This window comes from Agrobacterium sp. MCAB5 (assembly GCF_052114365.1).
Taxonomy (GTDB): domain Bacteria; phylum Pseudomonadota; class Alphaproteobacteria; order Rhizobiales; family Rhizobiaceae; genus Agrobacterium; species Agrobacterium tumefaciens.
The window spans coordinates 342699-362678 of sequence record NZ_JBFREP010000003.1 but is presented as its reverse complement, the minus strand read 5'-3'; the positions used below and the strand labels follow the sequence as shown (position 1 = coordinate 362678).

Annotated in this window: 15 protein-coding genes; 8 read left to right on the top strand and 7 right to left on the bottom strand. The window is 59.5% G+C overall.

Annotation, left to right across the window (positions count from 1 at the left end; translation table 11 throughout):
• The first annotated feature begins 5 nt into the window (after positions 1-5).
• The 5 genes from AB4Z23_RS09465 to AB4Z23_RS09445 all read left to right on the top strand — a co-directional run bounded on the left by AB4Z23_RS09465 (position 6) and on the right by AB4Z23_RS09445 (position 5233).
• Complete coding sequence (locus tag AB4Z23_RS09465; protein WP_019565221.1) at positions 6-1106, top strand: class I SAM-dependent methyltransferase; 1101 nt, start codon at positions 6-8, stop codon at positions 1104-1106.
• Positions 1107-1266: 160 nt separating this feature from the next.
• A complete protein-coding gene (gene pgeF, locus AB4Z23_RS09460; RefSeq protein WP_019565220.1) occupies positions 1267-2061 on the top strand; it encodes a peptidoglycan editing factor PgeF in 795 nt (264 codons plus the stop codon).
• Complete coding sequence (locus tag AB4Z23_RS09455; RefSeq protein WP_025594132.1) at positions 2062-3213, top strand: M24 family metallopeptidase; 1152 nt, start codon at positions 2062-2064, stop codon at positions 3211-3213.
• 90 nt (positions 3214-3303) lie between these two features.
• The gene (locus AB4Z23_RS09450) at positions 3304-4080 is read left to right on the top strand and encodes a hypothetical protein (RefSeq protein WP_112673533.1); all 777 of its coding nucleotides are present in this window, start codon (positions 3304-3306) and stop codon (positions 4078-4080) included.
• Between the two features lie 220 nt (positions 4081-4300).
• Positions 4301-5233, top strand: a complete 933-nt coding sequence (locus tag AB4Z23_RS09445; protein ID WP_003513466.1) for a ribose-phosphate pyrophosphokinase — start codon at positions 4301-4303, stop codon at positions 5231-5233.
• A gap of 231 nt (positions 5234-5464) precedes the next feature.
• Here the strand turns inward: AB4Z23_RS09445 and AB4Z23_RS09440 are convergent, their stop codons facing one another.
• The 4 genes from AB4Z23_RS09440 to AB4Z23_RS09425 are packed head-to-tail and all read right to left on the bottom strand — an operon-like array spanning position 5465 to position 8933.
• On the bottom strand, positions 5465-6313 hold the full coding sequence (locus AB4Z23_RS09440) for a phosphatase PAP2 family protein (RefSeq protein ID WP_441360070.1): 849 nt from the start codon (positions 6311-6313) through the stop codon (positions 5465-5467).
• Positions 6303-7811: an ArnT family glycosyltransferase gene (locus tag AB4Z23_RS09435; protein WP_421477257.1), complete on the bottom strand. Its 1509-nt coding sequence runs from the start codon at positions 7809-7811 to the stop codon at positions 6303-6305. The genes AB4Z23_RS09440 and AB4Z23_RS09435 overlap by 11 nt, the downstream gene beginning before the upstream one ends.
• A complete protein-coding gene (locus tag AB4Z23_RS09430) occupies positions 7786-8073 on the bottom strand; it encodes a lipid-A-disaccharide synthase N-terminal domain-containing protein (protein ID WP_019565216.1) in 288 nt (95 codons plus the stop codon). The genes AB4Z23_RS09435 and AB4Z23_RS09430 overlap by 26 nt, the downstream gene beginning before the upstream one ends.
• Before the next feature lie 20 nt (positions 8074-8093).
• Entirely contained in the window at positions 8094-8933 is an 840-nt protein-coding gene (locus AB4Z23_RS09425; protein WP_035251843.1) for a glycosyltransferase family 2 protein, read from the bottom strand.
• A gap of 190 nt (positions 8934-9123) precedes the next feature.
• Here AB4Z23_RS09425 and AB4Z23_RS09420 point away from each other — a divergent pair, with 190 nt between their 5' ends.
• On the top strand, positions 9124-11391 hold the full coding sequence (locus AB4Z23_RS09420) for a methyl-accepting chemotaxis protein (protein ID WP_421477259.1): 2268 nt from the start codon (positions 9124-9126) through the stop codon (positions 11389-11391).
• 143 nt (positions 11392-11534) lie between these two features.
• Here the strand turns inward: AB4Z23_RS09420 and adh are convergent, their stop codons facing one another.
• The 3 genes from adh to AB4Z23_RS09405 form a co-directional block, all read right to left on the bottom strand.
• The gene (gene adh / locus AB4Z23_RS09415) at positions 11535-13052 is read right to left on the bottom strand and encodes an aldehyde dehydrogenase (protein WP_003513477.1); all 1518 of its coding nucleotides are present in this window, start codon (positions 13050-13052) and stop codon (positions 11535-11537) included.
• A gap of 173 nt (positions 13053-13225) precedes the next feature.
• On the bottom strand, positions 13226-14185 hold the full coding sequence (locus tag AB4Z23_RS09410) for a helix-turn-helix domain-containing protein (protein ID WP_421477261.1): 960 nt from the start codon (positions 14183-14185) through the stop codon (positions 13226-13228).
• 107 nt (positions 14186-14292) lie between these two features.
• Positions 14293-16377 (bottom strand): putative bifunctional diguanylate cyclase/phosphodiesterase, encoded by a 2085-nt coding sequence (locus tag AB4Z23_RS09405; RefSeq protein WP_026330768.1) that lies wholly within the window; start codon positions 16375-16377, stop codon positions 14293-14295.
• 300 nt (positions 16378-16677) lie between these two features.
• Between AB4Z23_RS09405 and AB4Z23_RS09400 the strand changes: the two genes are divergently transcribed.
• Together AB4Z23_RS09400 and AB4Z23_RS09395 are read left to right on the top strand one after the other, a co-directional pair.
• Positions 16678-17289: a 50S ribosomal protein L25/general stress protein Ctc gene (locus AB4Z23_RS09400; protein ID WP_013636594.1), complete on the top strand. Its 612-nt coding sequence runs from the start codon at positions 16678-16680 to the stop codon at positions 17287-17289.
• Positions 17290-17595: 306 nt separating this feature from the next.
• Positions 17596-19980, top strand: a complete 2385-nt coding sequence (locus tag AB4Z23_RS09395; protein ID WP_003513486.1) for a bifunctional diguanylate cyclase/phosphodiesterase — start codon at positions 17596-17598, stop codon at positions 19978-19980.

The following is a 19980-nucleotide window of genomic DNA, read 5'->3' as shown; positions in this document are numbered from 1 at the left end:
CTACCATGACGACACCGCTTGCGCAACGCATCAAATCCCTCATCCGCCTGAACGGCCCGCTCAGCGTCACCGATTTCTTCTCGCTTTGCCTGGCCGATCCTGAACACGGTTATTACCGGAGCCGCGAGCCTTTTGGCCGATCGGGTGATTTCATCACCGCTCCGGAAGTCAGTCAGCTGTTCGGCGAAATGCTCGGCGTTTTCGTGGTTCACGCCTGGCAGCGCCATGGCGCACCCGCAGATATTCGTCTGGTGGAAATCGGCCCCGGCCGAGGCACCATGATGTCTGACATGCTGCGCGTCATCCGCCGCATCGCCCCACCGCTTTACGAGACGATGCGGGTGCATCTGGTGGAGACCAGCCCTCGCCTTTGCGCCATCCAGAAAGAGACGCTCGCTGCGCATGCCGAACGGCTGACATGGCATGACAGTTTCGATGCGGTGCCGGAAGGTTTCCTGCTCCTCGTCGCCAACGAGCTTTTCGACGCCATCCCAATCCGGCAATTCGTGAAGACGCCGCAGGGTTTCCGCGAACGGGTGGTCAGTCTTGGTACCGATGGTGAACTGGTCTTCTCGACTGGGCTTGCCGGCATCGACCCGACGCTGCTGCCGCCCGGCCCGGAACGGCAGCCAATTGGCAGCATATTCGAAATCTCACCCGCCCGCGAAGCCGTAATGACCGCAATCTGCCAACGCCTGTCCGCATATGGCGGCACCGCACTCGCTATCGACTACGGCCATCTGGTCGCCGGATATGGCGACACATTGCAGGCCATGCGCAACCATGCCTTCGACCCGCCGCTTTCTCATCCCGGGCAAGCCGATCTGACCAGCCATGTCGATTTCGAAAGCCTTATCAGGACGGCTGAGGCAAACGGCGTTCATGTCAACGGCGGCATCAGGCAGGGCGACTTTCTTTATGGTCTTGGCCTGAAGGAACGGGCAACCGCCCTTGCCGCGAAAGCTACACCCGATCAGACGCTTGAAATCGCCGAAGCGGTCAACCGTCTCGCTGGCGAAGGGGCTGGCAGGATGGGGGAACTTTTCAAGGTCATCGCCGTTTCAAGTCCCGCGCTCCATCTCATGCCGTTTCGCGCGGTGGATTGACAGTGCAATCACCTCTGGGCCAACATCGGCCCAGAACGAAGCAAGCGAACGCAGACACACTGCACCAGACAAACGCCGCGCAACGCCGCGGCAACAGGAAACATCTCGCTTAACGCATCCCACTGGCCAACAGCGACATTCTCCAAGGAACTCCCGCACCATGCAGAACGAAACGCTGCCGCTCCCCATCCAGAGCCCCCTGCTTGCCGCCTTGAGTGAAAACCGTGTCCGTCACGGTTTCTTCACCCGGCAAGGCGGTGTCTCCGAGGGGCTTTATCAGGGCCTCAATGTCGGCCTCGGTTCGAATGACGAGCCGGAACTGGTGCAGGAAAACCGCCGGCGCGTCACGCAATGGTTCGGCTTGTCTCCGGAACGTCTCGCCACCGTGCATCAGGTCCATTCTCCTGATGTCCTTGTGGTCGATGAAAGCTATGACGGCAGCCGCCCGCAGGCCGATGCGATGGTAACGGCGACACCGGGTTTCGTGCTCGGCGTTCTGAGCGCCGATTGCGGCCCGATCCTTTTTGCTGATGCTGAAGCGGGCGTTGTGGGTGCCGCCCATGCCGGCTGGAAGGGTGCATTGTTCGGCGTGCTCGAAAACACGATCGAGACCATGAGGAAGCTGGGCGCCAGCCGCGAGCGCATCTCCGCCTCCCTCGGCCCCTCCATCAGCCAGGCCAATTATGAGGTCGGGCCTGAATATGTGGCGCGCTTCACCGATTTCGATCCCGCCTATGCGGCCTATTTCACCGCTTCGGACAAAGGCGGCCATGCGCTATTCGACCTCAAGCAATTTACGGTGGACCGGCTGGTCAATGCGGGCGTGAGAGCGGAAAACCTCGGCCTCTGCACCTATCCCGATGAAGAACGCTTCTATTCCTACCGACGCACGACCCACCGTGCCGAGCCCGACTACGGGCGGCAGATTTCCGCAATCGCAATTCTGGAGGACTAAATGGCCCTGCACTTCGAGCTCTCGGAATTCGATGCCCGCCGCGAACGGCTGATTGCGAAGATGGCGGAAGAGAAGCTGGACGCCATTCTGCTTTTCGCCCAGGAAAGCATGTACTGGCTGACCGGCTATGACACCTTCGGCTACTGCTTCTTCCAGACGCTGGTGGTTAAGTCGGACGGCTCCATGATGCTTCTGACCCGTTCGGCGGATATGCGGCAGGCCCGAAATACTTCGACGATCGAAAATATTCTCGTCTGGGTCGACCGGCCCAATGCCGACCCGACGCTCGATCTTAAGAACCTCCTCAGCGATCTCGATCTCCTTGGCGCCAAGATCGGCGTGGAATACGACACCCACGGCATGACCGGGCGCGTCGCCCGCCTGCTGGACAACCAGCTTGCCAGCTTCTGCCAGATGATCGACGCCTCCTATCTGGTCAGCAGCTTGCGGCTCATCAAGAGCCCAGCCGAGATCGCCTATGCGAGGAAGGCAGGCAGACTTGCGGACGAGGCTCTGGACGCTGCACTGGAGCTCATCAAGCCCGGTGCGGACGAAGCCGCGATCCTCTCGGCAATGCAGGGAGCGGTTCTGGCCGGCGGCGGTGACTATCCCGCCAATGAATTCATCATCGGCTCCGGCGCGGACGCGCTGCTGTGCCGTTACAAGGCCGGGCGCCGCAGGCTCGATGACAAGGATCAGCTGACGCTGGAATGGGCGGGGGTCAGCGCCCATTACCACGCCGCCATGATGCGCACGGTGGTGATCGGCGAACAGGACTTCCGCCAGAAGGAGCTTTACAGCGCCTGCCTGCAAAACCTCACCGACATCGAAGAAGTGCTGCGGCCCGGCAAGACCTTCGGCGATGTCTTCGACGTGCACGCCCGCGTCATGGACGAGCGTGGACTGACCCGCCATCGCCTGAACTCCTGCGGTTATTCGCTGGGCGCGCGTTTCTCACCGTCATGGATGGAGCATCAGATGTTCCATGCCGGCAACTCGCAGGAAATCGCCAGCGACATGACCCTGTTCGTGCACATGATCGTGATGGATTCCGATTCCGGCACCGCCATGACCCTCGGCCAGACCTACCTCACCACGGAAGGCGCGCCGGAACCGCTCTCGCGCCATAGCCTCGATCTTCTCACAGCTTAAATCTGCACCGGGTTTGACAGAGCGGGAAAACCGGCCCTACATTGCCGCCACCTTGGGCAAGAAGGAGCGGAACATGAGAGGAAACGTCGCATGAGCCGGACAGGGTTTACCCGCCCTTTCCAGACGTTTGTCGTTTCGGTCCTCGTCATTCCGGCGCTGGCGCTGACCCTGTCGGCCTGCAACACCACGGAGGCGCTGACGCCGCAGGTGAATGTCGGCCACAATAGCTCGCAATCGACACCGGTGACGCAGGGCGATCTCGACCAGATGGCTGCCGCCGCCGACCGCGCGCCCGCAGGCGCACCGGCAACCGCCTCTTCCGTGCCCGCTTACGCACCGCAGAACTCCCTGCAGGCGCAGGCACAGGCGCTTTCCAACGGCAATGAGTACGGCGAACCTCTTGGTCAGACCCAGTCTACCGCACAATCTGCAGGCCACTCACCCGCCAGCACCCAGCCGCAGCCTCCACAGCAGACGGCCGCACTTGCCCCCGCCGCTTCCGGCAACACCATCCGCTTCCTGCCGATCATCGGCGCGCCCGTTCAGGCTGTTACGCCGCTTTCGCGGCAACTGGGCGCCGAGGCGCGGGCAAAGGGGCTGACAATCCGCGCCTCCAACGACAATTCGGCAGAGAACATCCTCAAGGGATATTTCTCCGCCTTCGCCGATGGCAGCAAGGTCAACATCATCTACGTCTGGGACGTTCTGGATGCCAATGGTGTCAGGCTCCATCGCCTGCAGGGGCAGGAAACGGTGGCAGCCAAGGGCAGCGATCCCTGGGCCGCCGCGACCGACAGGGTCATGCAGGATATCGCCGCAAAAACGCTCAACGAGTATTCGTCATGGAAGCAGTCTCAAAGGGGATGAGATGAAACGGCGGGAGAAGTCACAGAGATTTCATGAAAATCATTGCGAAAGCACGGAGTCCTCTTGCAATCGGAAGCAACAACGCTATTAAGGCGCGCATGGCAACAAGGCGTATCCGGCAAAGGCTTTTCAGCCGGATGTTCCTCCCCTTGAACGACGCTTGGTTACGGCAGACACTTTCCCGTGGCGCAAGGCGATTGCATGGAAACAGGCGGGCGCAATGAAGGTTTTCGCAGGCAATTCGAACCGGCACCTTGCCGAAGCGATCTGCAAGTATCTCAACGTTCCCTTGGGAAATGCCACCGTAAAGCGGTTTGCTGACCAGGAAATTTTCGTAGAAATCAGTGAAAACGTACGCGGGGAGGACGTTTTTCTCGTCCAGTCCACTTCGTTTCCGGCAAACGATCATCTGATGGAACTGCTCATCATGATCGATGCCATGCGCCGCTCCTCGGCAAAACGCATCACGGCAGTACTTCCCTATTTCGGTTACGCCCGCCAGGATCGCAAAGCCGGCCCCCGCACACCGATTTCCGCCAAGCTCGTCGCCAACCTGATCACCGAAGCCGGCGCCGACCGCGTTCTGACGCTCGATCTTCACGCCGGCCAGATCCAGGGCTTTTTCGATATTCCGACCGACAACCTCTTCGCAGCGCCCATTCTGGCCCGCGATATCAAGGACCACTACGACACCAACAACGTCATGGTCGTTTCGCCTGACGTTGGCGGTGTGGTGCGCGCCCGTGCCCTGTCGAAGCGTCTGGACTGTCTGCTGGCCATCGTCGACAAACGCCGTGACCGTCCGGGTGAATCCGAAGTCATGAACGTCATCGGCGACGTATCCGGCAAGGACTGCATCCTGATCGACGATATCATCGATTCCGGCGGCACGCTCTGCAATGCTGCCGAAGCGCTGTTGAAAAAGGGCGCAACCAGCGTCACCGCCTATATCACGCACGGCGTGCTTTCCGGCGGCGCCGTTGCCCGCGTGGCCTCATCGAAGCTGCGCGAACTCGTCATCACCGACAGCATCCAGCCGACCACCAGCGTCCAGTCCGCGCACAATATCCGCGTGATCAGCACTGCGGGCCTTCTGGGCGAAGCGATCAACCGCACCGCGCAGGAACAGTCGGTTTCCGGCCTGTTCGACTGAAGCAATCGTTTCTCTCGTACATCTGCAAAATCACTGCATCCGCATACTGTCACCCCGGATTTAGTCCGGGGTCCAGTGCGATCAAGTCTTTAATCGCGTAAGACCCTTTCTTACGGCGCGTCCGCGCCGTGGCTGGATGCTGGTTAAAGTTTGGCATGATGAGAAGAAAGCTTATCAATTTTGCCAGCTATCTCAGCATCCGCAGAGATCGCAGCACTCCATCTGCACCACTCAGGAAGATGCCGTGCCCGCATCCGGCGGTCGTTGCAGCCGCGTGGCGGCGGCCTTGATTTTCGGCCACCAGCGCCGAGCGCGGGTGCGAACAGCATGGCTGCCATTGCGCCAAAGGCTGATGGCATCGGCCGTAACGGCATCGCCGGTAAATAGATGACGATGACGGGCAATTGCCAGCGCCCGGTAAAGGAACAGCGTCGTCAGTGCGGAAAACAGCACGGACATCACCACATCGCTGAGAAAATGCCCGCCAGCTGCAATACGCAGACCGGACATGAGGATGATGGCGCCGGCGGCAGTGCTGCCCATGAAAAGACGCCCGCCCCATTGCAGGCGGTTCCAGACAAGCGCGCAGAGCGGCAGGAAAAAGCTCGCTATGAGCGCCGTTTCCCCGGAGGAAAACGAGCAGTTTGAATAACATTGCGTGCTGAACTGGAAAGGCGGCGTAAAAAGCTGATGTCCACCGAAATCGCTGACGCTGAACGGGCGGGCGCGGCCGATATTGGCCTTCAGCACCCCGTTTACCAGAAGCCCGGCGCAGAGCACCACAGGCCCGCAGAGAAAGGCCCAGACGCGCCAGCCGGTGCGCTGCATCGCGCCCAGCCTGATGTTGCCGACCAGAACGATGAAGGCAAGAAGTGCGGCCAGTCCCGTTAACTCCCGCAACGTATCGCGAAACCATTCCGGAACCGGCAGGCTTCCAGCCCACAGGCGCGCTTCGGGCGAGAAAAACAGGGAAGAAAACTCGAGGTCGATGGACGGGAAGGTCGCGAACAGGATGACGAGCGCCAATGTGGCGAACGTAACCCAGATCGTGATCCGCATATGCGAAAGATCATTGTCCATCGGTAACCCTCGGGATGCATTGTGGCGGCAGACGCCAGAGACCGATTTCCTTGCCCTCGAACGAGCCCGGCCCGGCAACCCATGTCGACAGCGGCGCCTCGCCATTGAGACAGCCCGGCAGGCTGTCCGCCCTCGCAAGATAGACGGGATTTGTCGCCTCTCCGGCTTTCAGCGGGTAAAGAAGCGCGTAGTGGCTGGAAGGAACGCCGGTTTCAGGCAGAGCGCGCGGCATGAGCAGCTTTTCGTCCCGCAGCTGATAAAAGAGCTCGGCCAGAATGGAGCGATCTGCAGCGACGATTGCATCCGCTCCCGCCTCTCGCGCCCTTGAAAGGCCGGTCGACACAAGCTCCGAGCTGCCGAGATAGCGCTTCATCGCCAGGTCGCCATTCGGCAAGCGCAATTCCGTTCCGGCGATCGTCATCAACGGCAGTGCGATGGCAACGATGCCGCCGAGCACAAGGGTGGAGACGGTAAGCCAGCGCCGGGATGCCAGGACAGGCACCGCCAGAAGCACGCCCGCGGCATAAGCCCCCACCGCCCAGTTGGCGAGCGCCCGCGACATCAGCCCCTGTGCCGTGATCAGAAGCACGATCGGTATCGAAAGGGCAACAAGCGCCCGGGTTTCAGCGGTTTTCGCCCTGAACGTCGCGACGATCATGCCGATGAAGACGAACGGCCCGACAACACCCGCCTGCGAGAAGAAGAACTCGAGCGCCGGACCGATTTTCAGCTTAACGCCATGCCAGTTGGCATTGTCCGCCGTGTGGCGCGCGGTCATGAAATCATGCGCAGCATTCCACCAAAGATTGGGAGCGATGACGGCGGCGCAGACAACTACAGCAATACCGGCGTCACGCCAACGGATGCGCCAGCCCATGCACAGCCAGCCGGCAGCGATGAAGCAGGGCAGAAAATAGATCATCGCATATTTAGACATCAGCCCGAGGCCGAAGCTTAGACCGAGCGCAATGCTCCAGAGCATCGCGGACACACCGGCAGCGCGTGCTTCCGCAAGCTTGCGCACGCAGATCATCGACAGCACGATGAACAGCATCATCGGCGTATCGGTCGAGATCAGCAGACTGCCGAGCGTCACGGCAGGCAGCGTCAGATAGATGACGGCAGCCAGCGAGGCGAGCGTCGCATCATAGATCATGCGCCCGAGCGCAAGGATCGCCGCGGCCGCTATGCCATGGATGACCGGCGCGGCGAGCCGCACGTCGAAGGTGCTCTCGCCGCCGCTCAGAGTGGTGGCGGCGCGAATGATCCAGCCGATCAGCGGTGGCTTGGAATAGGCGCCGAACGCCATCTCCCGGCCCCACAGCCAATATTGCGCCTCATCAACGAAAAGATCGGTGCGGTTCAAAGCAAGCCCGAGGACGCGCAGCACGGTGACGAGCACGATTGCCGCAAGCGCAAACGTCATCCATTGGCGCTGCTCATTCGCCTGCGCGTAAGGCAGAGCTGCGGCCTCATGCATGCTGGCGGCGTTCTGCATGGATCAACCAGAGATTTCGGGCATAAATGAACAGGCCGGAGGCCTGTCCCAGAATGAAAACCGGATCGCGACGCCAGATCGCGTATAACAGCAGCACAAGGCCGCCGACGATGGAGAAATACCAGAAGGCTACCGGAATGACCGAGCGGTTCGCCCGTTCCGACGAAATCCATTGAACCAGAAAACGCATGGTGAACAGCATCTGGCCCATAAAGCCGGTGCAGACCCAGAGAAATTCCTTCCAGCTGTTCACATGCAGCATGGACCATAAGGCCGGTGCGTTCACGGCGATGTCTCCGTTTTGAAGGTTTCGGCCCAACTTGCCCGCTTGCGCCGCCGCAACAGCCAGGCAACCCCGATCAGGTCGTGGATGCCGACAAGCGCGCGGCCGATATTGGTATAATGGGAATTGCCATGAAGGCGCGCCCGGTGCGTGACGTCGACATGGGCAACCTGCCAGCCGTCGCGATTGAAGAGCGCCGGAAAATAGCGGTGGTGGTGATCGAAATAGGGCAAGGCGAGATAGGCGTCGCGACGGAAAGCCTTGAGGCCGCAGCCGGTATCCCGCGTGCCGTCCTTCAATATCCGCGCCCGCAAGCCATTGGCGAAGCGGGAGGAAAGACGTTTTGCAAGCGTATCGCGCCGGCCGACGCGCTGCCCGGCCACAAGCGCAAGCCGGCTCGGCGCGTTCGAGGCAAGAAGCGGCGCAAGAAGCGCCGGCAGATTGTCCGGCGGGTTCTGCCCGTCTCCGTCAAGCATACAGACAACCGGCGCGCGCGCTGCCTGCACACCGCTGTGGATCGCAGCCGATTGCCCGCCCTGCCGGTCATGCCGCACCAGCCGCAACATCGGATAACGCCCGGCAAGCGAAAGCGCCACATCCGCCGTGCGATCGGAAGATGCGTCGTCCACCACGATAATCTCGAACGGACCGACCGGCTGGCAGGCAGCAACGATCTCAGCAACAAGCGTTTCAACGCTCGCTTCCTCATTGTGCATGGGTACGATAACCGCGAAATCCGGGATCGATCTCAAAGGGGCTCCGTCATATCCAGCCGCGGGTGTTCCGCAAACATCGTCGATAGTGGCAAGAGCAGGAGCGCGAAAAGCTTGCATGAATATGAACAGCCGTTGAACTTCGCACGGTATGCGCCCGTTCCATTGCAGTTTTATTACGGAGAATGGCCGGCCAGGGCCTTGGATTTTTTCACGGTATGCGGGAAATAATCATACAATTCCCCGCCAAGCTTAACGCGACCGTAAACAATTGTTGCGACGGTACCGCAACGTTCTTTTGGGGGGAGGAAACAGGATGCCGGGTGCAAATCCGACTGCTGTCAAAGCTAAATCATTGTCAATCAAGGCCAAATTCGCAGCGCTCGTCACGGGCGCGACGCTGGTTTCGTGCCTGGCCGTTGGGTTGCTGTCATACGAAATGGGCAAGTCCGGCCTGATCGACGCCAGCAAGATCAGGCTCGAGACGGTTGCGGGAAACCAGTCCAAACAGCTTGATGCCTATACGCTGCGCGTCGAACAAAGCATTTCCGAGCTGTCGCAGAACGCTGCGATCGCTCAGGCGCTGGAAACCATGACCACGGTCGTACCGACGGAAAAGGATGCGATCATTCAGGCATTCCGCCGCGAGGGCGTATCCGAGGAGGAGCGCGCCTCCTTCAACGGTGAAGGCTTGCGGCTGCTCTATGCCATTCGCCACGCCACGATCAACGCGGCCATCGCCAGCGTCTGGCGCAACACCCGGGTCAGCGACATCTACGTCATCGACAAGGCAGGCCTCATTATCTATTCCGTGACCAAGGGCAAGAACTTCCTGACCAATGTGACGGAACCGCAAAACAGCGCGATCAAGGAATTGTTCGACCGCATCGAGGCCGGCAAGGACGGTGTCATCAGCACAACTGGGTTTAGCGATGGCGGCACCAATGACTCGGCCCTGATCGGCATGCCGCTTGCGGTCTCGAACTGGGGCCAGTTGCAGCGCAAGGGCGCCGTCATCATGCGCATTTCCGCAGACCGTATCGGTGCGGTGGTAACACCTGAGGAAACCGGCAAGTCCATCGACGACGCCGTTCTTCTGAGCGCTGAAGGCAAACTTCGCGCGGGCGTGCTCTCCGGTGGAGCTGGTGTCGCCGTTTCCGAAAGCCTCGCGGCACTTACAGGTGCCAGCGAAGCCGGAACGGTCATGGCGAAGACCCCTGCGGGCAGCATCTTCTACGCCTATCGTCCGGTCTCCGTTTTCGGACAGAAGCATCTTCTAGCCATCGGCCAGCAGGAGAGCAAGGTGCTGGCAGCGGCCAATGATCTCGCCTTCTGGGCAACGCTTGCAACACTTGCGGTGCTTGCCGTCATGACACTCATCGGCATTTTCGTTTCCGCCAGCCTGACCAAGCCGCTGACCGGCCTTGCCGGGTTGATGGAACGTCTGAACGGTGGTGACCATAATATTGAGATCAAGGCCGTTTCCCGTGGCGACGAAATCGGCACCATGGCGCGCGCCCTGGAATCCTTCCGCCAGGGCATTCTCGACAAGCAGCGCATGGAAACCGAGTCCCATCGCAAAAGCGAGGAACTGGACGAGGAACGTGCCCAGCGTGAGATGGAAAAGGCGAGAAGTGCAAAGGAGCTGGAAGAAGCAGTCGATGCGCTTGCGACCGGCCTTGCCAATCTTGCTGCGGGCAGGCTCGATCTTCGCATTGAAAAACCTTTCGTGCCGTCGCTCGACCATCTGCGCGTCGATTTCAACAACTCCATAGCGGGGCTGGATGCGACTATCTCCAGCATCGGCGAAAGCGCCAATGCCATCCGCTCCGGCTCCGGCGAGCTGAAAAGTGCATCGGAAGATCTGTCGCGGCGCACGGAACGCCAGGCGGCCGCCCTCGAAGAAGCAGCCGCCGCACTTGGAGACATGACGCAGGCCGTCAACGTTTCCCTCTCCCGCTGCGACGTCGCAGTCGGAACGACGGCGGAAACCATGCAGGATGCCCATAAATCAACCGCTGTCGTCAAAGAAGCAATCGTCGCCATGGAGCGTATCGAGACGTCGTCGTCCAAGATCCGCCAGATCATCGACGTCATCGACCAGATCGCCTTCCAGACCAATCTCCTGGCGCTGAACGCCGGGGTTGAGGCCGCCCGCGCCGGTGAGGCCGGAAAGGGCTTTGCGGTCGTGGCACAGGAAGTGCGGGAACTCGCGCAGAAATCGGCGGCTGCCGCACGGGATATCACGACGCTCATCGCCACCTCTGCGGGCGATGTGGAAAGCGGCGTGGCACTGGTGCTGAAAACCGGAGAAAGCCTCGAGCAGATCCAGAAACGCATCCAGTCGGTCAACGAACAGATCGGTGAAATCGCCACAGCTTCGCGCGAACAATCCGGCCGCCTCGGCGAAATCAACGCCTCTGTCAACGAACTCGACCATGTGACGCAGCAGAATGCGGCGATGGTGGAGGAAACGACGGCTGCGGCCTTCTCGCTCGCAAGCGAAGCTGATGGCCTGACCGAACAGGTGGGCCAGTTCTCCGTAGGCGCCACCCGAAACCGCGACCAGCGTTACGCGGCATAGTCCGCAGTAAAAAAAGGCCGGAGGCAAAACCTCCGGCCTTTTATTTTGCTGAACTTCATCCGGGTTCCCAGGGACCGAAGCCCCTGGGAACTCGCCGGCGGCCGGAAATCAGGACGATCCGTCGCCGGCTTCCGGGGAGGAACTCAGAAGAAGCCAACCTTGTTCGGGCTGTAGGATACGAGCAGGTTCTTGGTCTGCTGGTAGTGATCGAGCATCATCTTGTGGGTCTCGCGACCAATGCCTGACTGCTTGTAACCGCCAAAGGCGGCACCGGCCGGATAGACGTGGTAGCAATTGGTCCACACGCGGCCCGCTTCGATGCCACGGCCAGCACGATAGGCGATATTGGTATCACGGCTCCAGACGCCAGCGCCAAGACCGTAAACCGTGTCATTGGCGATTTCGAGCGCTTCTTCCACCGTCTTGAAGGTGGTGACCGAAACGACAGGACCGAAGATTTCCTCCTGGAAAACCCGCATCTTGTTGTTGCCTTCGAAGACCGTCGGCTGAATGTAATAACCGTCCTTAAGATCGCCCGTGAGCGTCTTGCGGTCACCGCCGGTCAGGACCTTTGCGCCTTCCTTCTTGCCGATATCCAGATAGCGCATGATCTTGTCGAACTGTTCCTGCGAGGCCTGCGCACCCAGCATGGTCGACGGATTGAGCGGGTCGTCCTGGCTGATGGCCTGAACGCGCTTGATCGCCTTTTCCATAAAGCGGTCGTAGATCGATTCATGCACCAGCGCACGCGACGGGCATGTGCAGACTTCGCCCTGGTTAAGCGCGAAGAAGGCGAAACCTTCAAGCGCCTTGTCAAGGAAGGCGTCGTCTTCATTCATCACATCGGCAAAGAAGATGTTCGGCGACTTGCCGCCCAGTTCCAGCGTGATGTTTGTGACATTGTCGGCCGCATAACGCATGATTTCCTTGCCGACCGGAGTGGAGCCGGTGAAGGCGATCTTGGCGATGCGCTTGCTCTGCGCCAGCGGCTTGCCCGCTTCAACACCAGTGCCGTTGACGATGTTGAGCACGCCCGGCGGCAGCAGGTCTTCGATAAGCTCCATCACCACCAGAATAGAAGCAGGCGTCTGTTCCGCCGGCTTCAGTACCACGCAGTTGCCAGCGGCGAGTGCCGGTGCAAGTTTCCATGCGGCCATCAGGATCGGGAAGTTCCACGGAATAATCTGGCCGACGACGCCGAGAGGCTCATGGAAATGATAAGCGACCGTGTCATTGTCGATTTCACCGATCGTGCCTTCCTGCGCGCGGATGCAGCCCGCGAAATAGCGGAAATGGTCGATCGTCAGCGGAATATCCGCATTGGTGGTCTCGCGTAGCGGCTTGCCGTTATCCCAGGTTTCGGCCCGTGCGATGAGATCCAGATTGTCCTCGATGCGCTGGGCGATCTTGAGCAGGATGTTGGAACGTTCGGTAACGCTCGTCTTGCCCCACTTCTCCCGCGCCTGGTGGGCGGCATCCAGTGCGAGTTCGATATCGGCCGCATCGGAGCGCGGAACCTCACAAATCTTGTGACCCGTTACCGGCGACAGATTGTCCATGTAGCGGCCGGATTTCGGCTCCACCCATTTGCCGCCGATGAAATTTCCGTATTTCAGCTTGAAGGGCGCTTCGCCAGCTTTGTGCTGAACCTGAATATTCATGATTTCATCCTCCCTGATGAAAACGATCCGCGACGGACCGCATGACAGGAAGGTGGGCCTAGATGATCGTGGCGGGTAGTGGCACCGCGCGGTTCCGCAGCGCACATTGTCTCACATCTGCGACAAACCCGCTCCGATCCCGCTGAATTGAGCGGGTATCGTCTCGGATAGCCTCAATGCACGTCGAATTTCTTCATCTTGCGATGAAGCGTGGCGCGGCTGATGCCGAGCAGGGACGCGGCCTGCGTGACATTGCCATTGGTGCGCGACAGAACCCGGCGCAAAGCCGAACGTTCCGCCTCCTCAAGATCGGAACCGCCGTCGTGACGCTGTTCCTGCAACACATCGGCGGCGGGCAGCCCCTGCGCAATGCGATGGTCATCGAGCTTCAGCGCAAGGCGCGCCGCGCGCGTCGCCCCAAGCACGAGATCGTCCTGATCGACGGCAAGCAACGAAAGTGCCGGACTGAAACCCGTAGGCACCACGACGATGCGCGCGCCGGGAAAGGCCCGGCGGAAGAGATTGCCCTCGATACGCTGCGCCGCATCCCGCACCGCCTGCGTGACGAAAGAAAACGTCATTTCGTTGATGTCGTCGCGGCACGTGGAAATATCGAGAGCGCCCGTCACCCGGCCGGTATGGTCGCGGATCGGGGCCGTGGTGCAGCACAGTTCCGTGTTCGATGTGAAGAAATGCTGATCGCGATAGACCACCACCGAACGCTCGTCGGCAAGTGCCGTTCCAATACCGTTGGTTCCGACGCTCGCTTCGCTCCAGACGGCGCCGGACCAGAGACCGAGCGCCCGGAAATCATGATCGTCGCCGGCAGCACCCCGGCGCTCCAGCGCGACGCCCTGGGCGTCGGTCAAAAGCAGGCAGCAGCCGGATTTGCCGACACTGTGAAAAATGCGGTCGAGTTCATCCGTGCTTTCGGCAATTAGGCCCGCCGCACTTTCGCGTGCGCGGCGGAATTCGACGTCGGTAAGAAAGATCGGCTTGCGGTTTTCCTCCGGCGCAAGACGGTGCGTGACCATGCAACGGCGCCATGAGGCGATGATCGGAGAACTTGCGGCTGCGGAACGTTGGCGCGCTGTTTCATACACGCGGTCCGCATGGGCGATGTCTGTCGGCATTCGCTCCTCCCAAAGCTTTTCGGCAATGGTGCGCTGGAAGCGTTCACGTTTCAACTAAAAACTTTGCGACCTGCATCCGTCAGCGCAACCGCGGGCTGCGCCTGATATCATACCGCCTTGAAATAGCGTTGGCCGGTGGTGGTGACCTCCGGCTCGTCCTCCGTCGAGAGGAACGTGTCGTCGACGAGATTGGCGATGGAGGTCAAGGGACCGGGCCTGCCGAAGAAGAAGCCCTGCACCTGCAGGCAGCCTTCGCGGCGAAGGAACTCGATATGGGCCTTCGTCTCGACACCTTCCGCAAGCACCGGAATATTGAGGCTATGCGCCAGAATGAGCGTGGAGCGAACGATCGCCTCCGACTGCACATTGGTCGACAGGCCATCGATAAAGGCCCGGTCGATCTTGATCTTGTCGAAGGGAAAGCTCTGCAGGGTCGACAGGGAGGAATAGCCCGTGCCGTAATCGTCCATGGCGATCTTGACGCCGAGCGCCTTGAGTTTGCGGATCGTAATCAGCGCGTGGCGGTGGTCGGCGATGATGCTGCCTTCGGTGATTTCAAGCTCAAGCCTCTCAGGCGCAAGCGCCGTCTCCCTAAGAATCTTCTCGACCTTCTCGGGGAAATCATTGTCCGCAAGCTGCTGCGGGGCGACATTGACAGCGATGGAGAGCGATTTTTTCCAGAGAGCCGCCTGCGCGCAGGCTTCGCGCAGAACCCATTCGCCCAATTCGACGATAAAGCCGGTCTGCTCCGCGATCGGAATGAATTCGACGGGCGAGATCATACCGCGTTCCGGATGTTTCCAGCGCAACAGCGCCTCGAAACCGACGATGCTGCCGCTCTTGGTATCATTCTGCTGCTGGTAATAAAGCTCGAACTCGCTGTTGGCGAGACCGCTGCGCATGGCCACGGCAAGCGCGTTGCGTTCGCGTGCGGCTTCATCCATGGACTTGTCGTAAAAGCAGATCGTGTCGGAATTCCCGCCTTTTGCCCGATACATGGCGACATCGGCCTGCGCCATCAGCGTGTCGGCGTCGATGGCGCCGGTATTGCGCACCGATATGCCTACACTCGCGCCGACCGAAAATGTCTGCCCGTTCCATTCGACCGGCCTGCTGATCTGCTCGATCAGCCGCTGGGCGAATTCCGCACCATCGGCGCGGGTATAATAGGAATGGGTCATCGCCACGAATTCATCCCCGCCCATACGCGCCAGAAACTCCCCGGCTTTCAGAACGGAACTTGCGCGGTCGGCAATGGCGCGCAGCACGGCATCGCCCGCCGCATGGCCGTGAACGTCGTTGATTTCCTTGAAGCGGTTGAGATCGATGGACAAAAGCGCCGTGTGCGCGCCCATGGAGAGATGGCGCGTGCGGCGGTTGAGATGTTCGATAAATGCCGCGCGGTTCGGAATGCCCGTCAGCGGATCGTGCAACGAAAGATGACGATAGCGGGCGACCGCCTGCTGGGTGGACTGGGCGTCGATGACATAGGTGGAAAGCCCGAGCGCCAGCAGGAGAAGCGTCACGGCGATGGCGCCCCCACCCATGATGGCGGGCGGCAGCAGACTTTCCGAAATGACGATGCGCGGATCGAACTCGAACAACATCGAGGCCATGCCGGTGTAATGCATGGAGGCGATGGCCAGGATCAGGAACGCAACCGAGCTATATTGGCAAAACCGGTTGACTGGGCGCGCGATGCGATTGACCGCGAGCGCACCGAATACAGCCCCGAGCACCAGCGAAGCGATGACGTAGGTCTGGTTCCAGAAAATCATGCCCTGTATCTGATAGGCAGCCATGCCGGTATAATGCATGGCCGCAATACCGAGACCGACTGTCGCACCACCCGCTTCCACCAGGGCTGTGCGTCCGCCATAGGCGGAAATGGCAAAGCCGGTTGTCGTTGTGGCAATGGCGATGAGAAGCGAAAGCCCGGTCAGATAGGGATCGTAACCCACCTCCCCGGCAGCGACATAACCCAGCATCGCCACGAAATGGGTGGTCCATATCGCCGAACCACCATTGACCCCAGCCAGAAACAGCCAGTTGACCTTTTGCCAACCCCTCGCCTGACGCGCCCTCGAGAAAAGACGCATCGTGACGAAGCTCCCCAGCATGCAGACGAGGACCGCTGCTGTGGTGTATCGGAAGTCATGATCGACGGTAAGGCACTGGAGAACTTTAAGCATTGTCATCTACGCAATTGGAATTCCAGGCAGCCTTATCACTTGCCAAGTTTGCAGCCGGTTTATATGAATGGATAAGCATATATTAAAAGTTGCAATGCACGAGTGAATTAGACAAGTCTAATAAAATCAAAGCATAGCATCCGTGGAAAACGGCCGCTCTTGTCTTTGTCTTCCGTTTGTATTATAGCGCCCGCACCCGTGTAGACACCCTTGGAGGCAACGCGGGCGAGATGGCTTTTAGCCTCTCCAGTTCAGCGCCCGCGGGCATGAACTCTCCATATAACCTCGAAAGGAATTGCCATGAGCAAAGAATCGTATGAGCTCAAGGCCGAGGCGCGCGAACGAGTTGGTAAGGGGTCCTCTCGTGAACTTCGCCGCAACGGTTTGATTCCCGCTGTCATTTATGGTGACAAGCAGGCCCCCATTTCCATCGCTCTGTCGACCAACGAAGTAACCAAGCGTATCCACGCTGGCGGCTTCATGACGACTGTGGCGGTAATCGACGTCGACGGCAAGAAGATCAAGGTCCTGCCGAAGGACTACCAGCTTGATCCGGTCCGCGACTTCACCATGCACGTCGACTTCCTGCGCGTTTCGGGCAACACGCTCGTCAACGTTGAAGTTCCGGTTCACTTCGAAAACGAAGAAAAGTCGGAGATCAAGATCGGCGGCGTTCTGAACATCGTTCGCCACACGGTGGAATTCCACTGCCCGGCCAACGACATTCCGGAATTCATCACGGTTGATCTCTCCGGTCTGAAGATCGGCGACAGCGTTCACATTTCGAATGTGAAGCTGCCGAAGAACATCTCGCCTGTAATCGCCGACCGTGACTTCACGATCGCAACGATCGTTGCTCCGGCTGGCGGCGTTGCTGAAGAAGAAGAAGAAGCCGGCGAAGCTTCTGAATAATAATCTGCGGCCATAAGGCCAGATAGATTTGAGCTAAAAGGCCCGTTCCGTTTTTCGGAACGGGCCTTTTAGTTTTTATGAACTTTAAAAGCAAAAACCTCTCGCCGCGTGCAGGATGCCGGTCCCGTTTCAGCGTGAATTAACAATTCCATGAAACGATGCCCATTGCGTTATCGTGAAAACACCGGACGGGTTGAAGAAATACAGTGAGGATACAAGGCCGTTGCCGAAAACCTCAAGGATGTCTCTCCGGACGGGGCGGAAACGGGGCGCAGTTATCTGGGGTAGAGGGTACTGCAATAGAACATGGCTCATTCCGTCGAAAGTCGCTTTATCGCGATTGTTTCCGGTGCACTTCTCACAGTGGTCGCCCCGCTTTTCACCCTTTTGCTGACCCTCTCCTATCACGAGGCTATCCGTAGCCAGCGCAATCACCTTGAGATTCTGCTGTCAACCAATGCGCAGGCGCTTGCCCGCCCGCTATGGGATCTCGACGACGACACCATAAATCAGATTACCGGCACCCTCGTTTCCGACCCCGTGATCCGCATGGTCGAGGTCAAGGATACCTCTGGCCAGCTAGACATCATCCAGACGGCCGGCAGCGACATCATTCAGGATGCAGCCTCCACGACCCGCGAAGTGACCTACAAAACCACAAACGGTGTCGTCACCGTCGGGCAACTGACAGTCTATTACGACGATATCGGTCTTCTGACCTCTCTCAGCCGCACCGAACTGGCGTTCATCACAATTTTCATTCTCGCCATTCTCACCACCGTTCTTGCGGCCATCGCCGGCAACCGCTTCATGGTCATCCGTCCGCTGATGCGGCTGGCGGCAGCGATAGAAGCGACACGCCGCGTCGGATCCCGCCACCATGTCGACTGGCGCTCGAAGGACGAGATCGGCAGGCTGGCAAAAAGCTTCAACGAAATGCAGACCCAGCTTGAAAAGGAAGAGCTGGAAATCAAGCATGCCCATGAGCGGAAGACGGAAATCTACAATCGCACACCCGCCATGCTGTTCTCGCTTGACAGATACGACAGGATTGCCGCGGTCAGCGACTATTGGGTGCAGGCGACCGGTTATGATCGGGCCAGAATACTCGGCCTGAATTTCGCCGACCTCATCCACCCGGATGACCGGTCCCTTTTCCTGCAGCGCAAGGCGGCGCAACATTCGCCCGACGCCGCACATGCGGGTATCACGGTGCGTTTTCATTGCATGGATGGCAGCGTTATGGACGCCCTCATCCTTGAAAAAGCCCTTGATTCCGGCAACGCACATCAGGGCACATATCTCTGCGTCATGACTGATGTGACGGAGTTGCGCCAGTCGGAAAAGCGCAACCGCCAGCAGGCTATTTCCGACCATTTGACCGGCCTCTTCAATCGCCAGGGTTTCGAGGCCATTCTCGACGTACAGATCCGTGACGCCGACAGGAACGGCAGCGAACTGGCATGCCTTTTCATAGACCTCGACCGGTTCAAGGCCATCAACGACAATCTCGGCCATGCGGCGGGCGATGCGGTTCTGCGGGAATTCACGCTGAAAATCGAACCACTGCTGACACCGCTGGACAGCGCATCGCGTCTGGGCGGCGACGAGTTCGCCATTCTGCTTGCAGGCGACAAGGTGGAGGAGCGCGCCCAGCTGTTCTGCGAGCGGATTTGCACCATGCTGGACACGCCCTTCGAGATCGAAGGCAACAGCATCCGTCTCAGCGCCAGCATCGGCATGGCGATCTACCCGCTGCATGCCGCAAGCGCGTCCGAACTTTTGCAGAATGCCGACATGGCCATGTATACCCGCAAGAGAACGGGCAAGAATGGCTCTCAGATCTTCGACAGCTCGATCATGGACCGGGCGCGCGAACATGCGGAACTGGAACGGGATATCGCGCAGGCGCTTTCCGACAATTGGTTCGAGGCTTATTTCCAGCCGATTCAAGATCTCGCAACGGGCCAGACGGCGGGTTTCGAGGCACTGTTGCGTCTCAACCATCCGGACAAGGGATTGCTTTCTCCCGCCACGATCATCAGCCTTGCGGAAGAAAACGGCACCATCCATCGCATCGGTAATGTCATCCTCGACCAGTCAATCGCCAATCTGGCCAGACTGTCGCACCTGCCCGGCATGGAGCAATCCTATGTGGCGGTGAATTTTTCGCCGCTGCAGTTCGAACCGGGATTGCCGACCCGTATCGCCGGCGTCCTTCACCGCTACGGCATTCTTCCCAAGCGGCTGATTATCGAGATAACCGAGGCGGTCATCATGAAGGACGATCCGCAAATCCGGGCGATCCTCAATGCCATTCACCAGCTGGGCTGCCGCATCGCGCTGGACGATTTCGGCACGGGTTATTCGTCGCTAAGCTATCTCAGCCGCTTTCCGGTCGACATCGTCAAGATCGATCAGTCCTTTACGCGCTCGATCTGCGACGACACGGTGGAGATAAGGCAGCGCAGCCGCATGCTGGTCGAGGGTATCGCCGCAATCTCACACAAGATGAATTGCTCCGTCATCGCCGAAGGCGTCGAGACGGAAGAGCAGAAGGAGCTTCTGACAGTGATAGGCGCGGATTACGGACAGGGCTATTATTTTGCGCGACCGCAGCCCATCGAACGGCTGATCGCTGCATTGAATGCGGATAACGGCGCAGACCGCGCCGCGGCGCGACAGGCGTAA